The 6384-nt window shown below is 34.0% G+C and carries 4 protein-coding genes and 1 pseudogene; 2 read left to right on the forward strand and 3 right to left on the reverse strand.

Features of this window, described 5'->3' with window-relative positions; all coding sequences use genetic code 11:
- Positions 1 to 27 precede the first annotated feature (27 nt).
- Positions 28 to 810: a type I methionyl aminopeptidase gene (gene map, locus IC220_RS01835; protein WP_188152895.1), complete on the reverse strand. Its 783-nt coding sequence runs from the start codon at positions 808 to 810 to the stop codon at positions 28 to 30.
- A gap of 180 nt (positions 811 to 990) precedes the next feature.
- Between map and sdhA the strand changes: the two genes are divergently transcribed.
- Positions 991 to 2787, forward strand: a complete 1797-nt coding sequence (gene sdhA / locus IC220_RS01840; RefSeq protein ID WP_188152901.1) for a succinate dehydrogenase flavoprotein subunit — start codon at positions 991 to 993, stop codon at positions 2785 to 2787.
- Between the two features lie 218 nt (positions 2788 to 3005).
- Here the strand turns inward: sdhA and IC220_RS01845 are convergent, their stop codons facing one another.
- Entirely contained in the window at positions 3006 to 4823 is a 1818-nt protein-coding gene (locus IC220_RS01845) for a hypothetical protein (protein WP_188152896.1), read from the reverse strand.
- A 490-nt stretch (positions 4824 to 5313) separates the two neighbouring features.
- On the opposite strand from IC220_RS01845, the gene elbB reads away from it, so the two are divergent.
- Positions 5314 to 5988, forward strand: coding sequence for an isoprenoid biosynthesis glyoxalase ElbB (gene elbB / locus IC220_RS01850; RefSeq protein WP_188152897.1), 675 nt, complete (start codon positions 5314 to 5316; stop codon positions 5986 to 5988).
- Here elbB and IC220_RS01855 read toward each other — a convergent pair.
- Positions 5985 to 6194, reverse strand: a pseudogene (locus IC220_RS01855) (transporter associated domain-containing protein); the annotation flags it as partial. The gene elbB and the pseudogene IC220_RS01855 overlap by 4 nt on opposite strands.
- Positions 6195 to 6384: the final 190 nt, after the last annotated feature.

Genomic DNA, 6384 nt, shown 5'->3' on the forward strand with positions numbered 1-6384 from the left:
AAAAGTTGAAGGTTAATATCTTTTACTCTATACATAAGGTGGAAAATGCCAATTTTTAGGTGACAGCGTAAATATTTCAACACCATCTTTTGTAACACCGATTGTATGCTCAAACTGAGCAGAGAGTGAAAGGTCACGCGTTGTTACTGTCCAATCATCAAGTTTGCTTAGCAAAACTTCATGTTTTCCAGCATTAATCATTGGCTCTATAGTAAAAAACATGCCTTCCTTTAAGACCAAATCCTCATTGTGATCATAGAAATGCAGTACATTTGGTTCAGCATGAAAAACTCTTCCTATACCGTGCCCACAATACTTACGCACAATAGAGTATCCAAAATCGCTAATATATTTTTCTATTGCAAGTCCAATTTGATTTAATTTGCTGCCAGGCTTAACTTGCTCTATTGCATTCATCAATGCATTATAAGTAGCATCACATAAGCGTTTTGCTTTGATTGACGGATTGCCAAGCCAAAACATGCGACTCGTATCGCCGTGCCAGCCATCTAAGATCACTGTAACATCAATATTTAAAATATCTCCGTCTTTAAGTGGATTTTTGTCGGGAATACCATGACACACAACAGCGTTTTTTGAAGTGCAAATTGACTTAGGATAATTTCTATAGTTCAGTGGTGCTGGAATTGCACCAGACTCAATTATAAAATTATGGCACAGGTCATTTAGTTCAAGAGTTGTTACTCCAACTTTCACATGCGGTGTTATAAAATCAAGAGTTTCAGCAGCGAGCTTCCCTGCCTTACGCATGAACGTGAAGTCTTCTTGTGAGTGTATTGTAATACTCATACTTTAACTAATAAAGTAATATAAATAAATTTATTAAATTTCAATGTCAAGTATTGACTTAGGGTGTACATTATATGCTCCTTGGTTATTGATACCAATTTCAGAGATTTTTAGCTATAAACTTATATAGATTTTTTTTGCTCATGTGGTACTATAGGTTTAGGTTAACTATTGATAAGCATGAATAAGTCAGCATATAAAATCATAGATCATGAGTATGATGTGGTAGTAGTTGGTGCAGGTGGAGCAGGTCTACGTGCTACACTTGGTATGGCAGCTGCTGATTTTTCAGCTGCATGTATATCTAAAATTTTTCCAACTCGCAGTCATACAGTTGCAGCGCAAGGTGGAATCAGTGCAGCTCTTGGTAATGTTGCTGAAGACGATTGGCGTTGGCATGCATATGACACAATTAAAGGTTCAGATTGGCTTGGGGATCAAGATGCAATTGAATATATGTGTAAAAATGCAGAAAAAGCTGTAATTGAACTTGAAAATTTTGGGGTACCTTTTTCTCGCACAGAGGATGGTAAAATATATCAACGTCCTTTTGGTGGCATGACAACTCATTTCGGTAAAGGAAAATCAGCACAACGCACTTGTGCAGCTGCAGACAAAACAGGTCATGCAATTCTTCACACTCTATATCAACAGTGTCTGAAATTTGGTGCTGAGTTTTTCGTTGAATATTTTGTAATTGATCTAATTATGGATGACAAGACAGGGGCATGTTGTGGAGTGCTTGCTTGGTCACTAGGTTATGGAACACTTCATAGATTCCGCGCACATACAGTAGTATTAGCTACAGGTGGGTATGGACGTGTTTATTTTTCTGCAACAAGTGCCCACACTTGCACAGGAGATAGCAACGGTATGGTAGTGAGAGCAGGATTACCGCTTGAAGACATGGAATTTGTGCAATTTCATCCAACTGGAATATATGGTGCAGGGTGTTTAATGACAGAAGGATGTCGTGGTGAGGGCGGATACTTGGTAAATTCCAAAGGTGAGAAGTTTATGGAACGCTATGCACCAAAAGCAAAAGATTTAGCTTCTCGTGACGTAGTAAGCCGTGCTATAACCATTGAAATTCGAGAAGGAAGAGGCGTAGGACCAAATAAGGATCATGTACATTTAACTATAGCTCATCTTGACCCAGAAGTAATAAAGCTTAGATTGCCAGGAATTAGTGAAACTGCAAAAACTTTTGCTGGAGTTGACGTTACAAAAGATCCAATACCTGTTGTTCCTACTGTCCATTATAATATGGGAGGCATTCCAACTAATTATCACGGAGAAGTGATTACCATAAATAAAGGTAAGGAAGAAGTAGTAAAGGGATTGTTTGCAATTGGTGAAACTGCCTGTGTTTCTGTACATGGTGCAAATCGACTTGGTTCTAATTCATTACTAGATCTGGTGGTATTTGGTAGAGCTGCAGCATTGAGAGTAAAAGAAACCTTAAAACCTAATACGCCACATAAGAAATTGCATCCAGATTGCACAGATTGGATAGTAGATAGATTTGATAAAATGCGGTCTGCTTCTGGTACGCTTAGAGTATCGAAAGTACGCAGTAGCATGCAAAACACTATGCAAAAATATGCGTCAGTTTTTCGCACATCTGAATCTTTAGAAGAAGGTAAAAGAGCTATAAAAGAAGTAGCAAAAATGATGCCTGAGATCTTAATTGAAGATCGTAGTATGATATGGAATAGTGATTTAGTTGAAGCGCTAGAGTTAGACAATATGATACCACAAGCAGTTATTACCATGGAATGTGCAGCTAATCGAGAGGAAAGTCGAGGTGCACATGCTCGTGAAGATTTTCCTGAACGTGATGATACAAACTGGATGAAACATACTATAGCATGGCTTGATGATCAATCTAATATAAAAATTGATTATAAGAAAGTTTCTGAAAAAACCCTCAGTGATGAAATTGATTTCATACCTCCAGAAAAAAGGGTCTATTGATTTCTAGGTGTACAGTCCCAGAGAGTAATGGTAGATGAGAAAAAAAATACCATCAAAGGAGGAGTTATGGAACCATACAGGTACCTTTTATATGGAATTACTACATTACTTTGAACTTTTTGCCATTAGTAATCGGCAAATATTTGCAGCAGGTCTACTGATAAAATTCATTAGATACATGTTTTGTAAGAGGATTACTCTCATCCCACATAACTATATTATACTCTTATTTCATTTTGATGACTTTCAATAATGATTTCTCTCATCTCAGTACCAACACTATCTTGATCTAGGTCTTTTGTACATATGTTGTCTTTTATGCGTGAATAAAGAGCCGGCAACAATCTGTTAACTGCAATATTAGTAACAATACAAGATAGCGTATTATATGCAAATGCTTTTGCATTTTCTGATGCAGTGAAAGACTCATTACTAAAATGGCTCAGCGTAAAATAAAGTGTATGGAATACATTGTTATCATATAATTCTTTAAATACTTTAAATGTCTTGTCTTCTTGATTAATAACTTTATTATTAGCTAAATGAGTTATAGCTTTCATCGTACAGTATGCCATTGGCTGAGAGAGAACTGATAGCGCTAATCCTGCTTCTGTATCTGCAAATGCATTAGCAAGAAGTATGTGATGCATTGTAAGACATAAAGCATAAGATGTAAGAAACGCAGCATGAGCTGTATTCCATACAACCTTTCGTGTAGTATTTGTAGCATCATCTGCGTGTTTACCTAGTGAATCACGAGCTTTTTTAAGCATACATAAGCAAGATACAACAACTGCATTAGTTAATATAATATCAGATACATGGTATTGATATGGCATACCAGATTCGCGTTGCTTGTTCCTGAGTTCCCGGTTACCTATGTTACCGAATGGTCGTGCATCCTTCACGTATTTCACAATATCATCAAAAGTTCTTTCATTTTCTGGTAAGTCATGAATTGATGGTAAATTATCAAATTTCACTCCTTTCAATCCATATTCCATTAGTTTATATACTGCTTCAATATCTGGATTTGTAGAAGAGATAAGCATATTAGATTTTGGATATAGTTCAAGATACGCTTTATGTTCTTTCTCCATATTCTGAAATGGCACCTTTAATTCTTGGTGCTTTTCTAAAATTTCAACCAAAGGCTTTGGATTATCACGAAAATCACTCACAGTATGTACAATCTTATCCGATTCTGAAGTATGATACTTAAGTTCTAACTTATCTTTCTCATCTGAGTTTTCGGTAATATCCATGAGATGAAGACGATTGCAAGTTAATGGATAGGCAGTTTTATCTCCATATTTTGCTTTTACAAGTTTTTCTGCATCGTGACGTGCACCAACTCCCATAGCAACAAATTCAATACTTTCTATTTCTTCCTCTGTAAGATTTTGAGAGAAAACATCAACGAGATCATATAGCATTTGTCCTGATTTTTCTATATCAGTAGTATCCATTATAATCTTAAATCTCTTATCTGGTGACGATTGGTTTCGTTTTAAAATTGTAGGCATCAGTTTTGCAAAAGCTTCAACACTAGTAGCACTAGCAAATGGATTTATCATGCCAAAATAACTTTGCCTTCCATGAGATGCAATTAACTTACCGTCTTTGGAATAACTGAGATCAATTTCCATACCATCACATATAAGATCCTCAGCAAATCTACTTTGCGAAAATCCAATAAACCCTCTTGTAACAAGAGTATTATGTGCAATAACATTAACTTTACGATTATCTTGTGTTTCTTGAACTTCTTTACCCAACATTTCATTTTCATCTTGTATATTTTGAATTTCCTTACCCTGTACTTCTTTTTTTATCCTTTTAATTTTTTTACCCCATCCTTCTCTTTTTTCTCTCTTTAGTGCCTTCTTTAACGTTTCATCTGCCATATCAAGAGATTGCTTAAATTGACTTTTTACAGGATGATAATTGTGATTAGTAATATCATTACTATCCGATTTTATTATTGGCAATTTTTGTGATACGCTCAGAATTGAATTTGTTAATGTAGAAAGCATTTTTTTATCCTCAATCTATTAATAAACCATATTAATAGTTAAAATCTTAAACTATTAATTAAAATTTTAATATATAAGCTATTAAGGAATTATTAATCATAAGTGTTAAAAGTTATAAGTATCAGTTCAGGAATGTGGCAAAAAATAGTAAATTTATTAAAATGGAGACGGCTAAATATATGACCAATCTTTTGATATTATATGAAATTTAATGAGAAAATTGATATATTTAAACTCGTTAAACCTGCATATGAACTATATACCACCAAATAAGTGCTATTTACTTAACAAATTTACTGATATCGGTATTATTGAGTTTTGTATGAACTTACTGTAATTTGTATACCTATACGGTGCTACATAATAAAGGCTATCCGAAGCTAGAGTTAATTATATAATAATTATGTTAAATTATTCAATATAATATATCTCTTTTCTAAACATAGAATATATATTAAAATATTCAAATTACATGACACCAAGGTATTTTATGAGTGAAAAAAAATTAAAAGCTGCTGTTGTTATGTCAGGATGTGGTCATCTTGATGGAACAGAAATAAAAGAAGCTGTTTTAAGCTTACTAGTGCTCGATCAACAAGAAGTAACTATTACATGTTTTGCACCTGATATTAGCATTCCTCAAGTTATAAATCATAAAACAAGAGAAGCAACAAAGGAGAAAAGAAATGCACTTACAGAAGCCGCAAGAATTGCAAGAGGTGAAATACATGATTTAAAAGAAGCTAAAGCTGAAGATTTTGACATGTTAATTGTACCTGGAGGATATGGAGTTGCAAAAAATTTATCCATCTTAGATGAAAATAAAGGCACAATAACAGTAATACCTGAATTTAGAAAGTTAGTTCTAGAGTTTTTTGATGAAAAAAAACCAATTGGAGCAATATGCATCTCTCCTGTCGTAATTACTTCTATTTTAAGCAAAAAAGCTACAGTAAAAGTAACTATAGGAGATGACAAAACCCAATTAATAGAAAAATTTGGTGGAGAGCATATAAAATGTGATACAGAGTTATCAATAGAAGATGAAGAGCATAATATATTTTCCTGTTCTGCTTATATGAGAGAGGAAAGTTTATTTGCTATATATAAAGGAATAAAGCATATGATTGAAGGCATGATAAGAAAAATTAATAAAAAAGATTAAACAAAATTTTTATAATCACTTAAATCTAATATTATCTTATTAATATAGCGTTCATTTGCATCTTTGATAATAAACCTTGCACCATTCTTATATTCAATTACCTCACCTACAGAAGGAATTTTACCAGCAATTGAAAGAACTAACCCTCCAAGAGTAGCATAATCCTCTTCAGAGTCACGCAATTCTATGTTTAGGTCCTCTTCTAGGTAGTGTAGACATTCAAAAAGAAAGGAGTTATAATAACAATTTTTGAGAGAAGCTAAGGATGTTATACGACTTAAAAGATAAGCAATGGGAAAGGATAAAGGAGAGTTTACCCGGAAAGAAAGGGGATAGTGGAAGGAGTGCAAAGGACAACAGAAAGTTCATAGCAGCAGTGATGTGGATAGGGCGAAC

Source organism: Wolbachia endosymbiont of Pentalonia nigronervosa (assembly GCF_014534705.1).
Taxonomy (GTDB): domain Bacteria; phylum Pseudomonadota; class Alphaproteobacteria; order Rickettsiales; family Anaplasmataceae; genus Wolbachia.

What these genes read in the sequence shown, in the direction of transcription:
- IC220_RS01845 (WP_188152896.1), bottom strand. Translation starts at nt 4,823, where the DNA reads ATGCTTTCTACATTAACAAATTCAATTCTGAGCGTATCACAAAAATTG.
- sdhA (WP_188152901.1), top strand. Translation starts at nt 991, where the DNA reads ATGAATAAGTCAGCATATAAAATCATAGATCATGAGTATGATGTGGTA.
- map (WP_188152895.1), bottom strand. Translation starts at nt 810, where the DNA reads ATGAGTATTACAATACACTCACAAGAAGACTTCACGTTCATGCGTAAG.
- elbB (WP_188152897.1), top strand. Translation starts at nt 5,314, where the DNA reads ATGAGTGAAAAAAAATTAAAAGCTGCTGTTGTTATGTCAGGATGTGGT.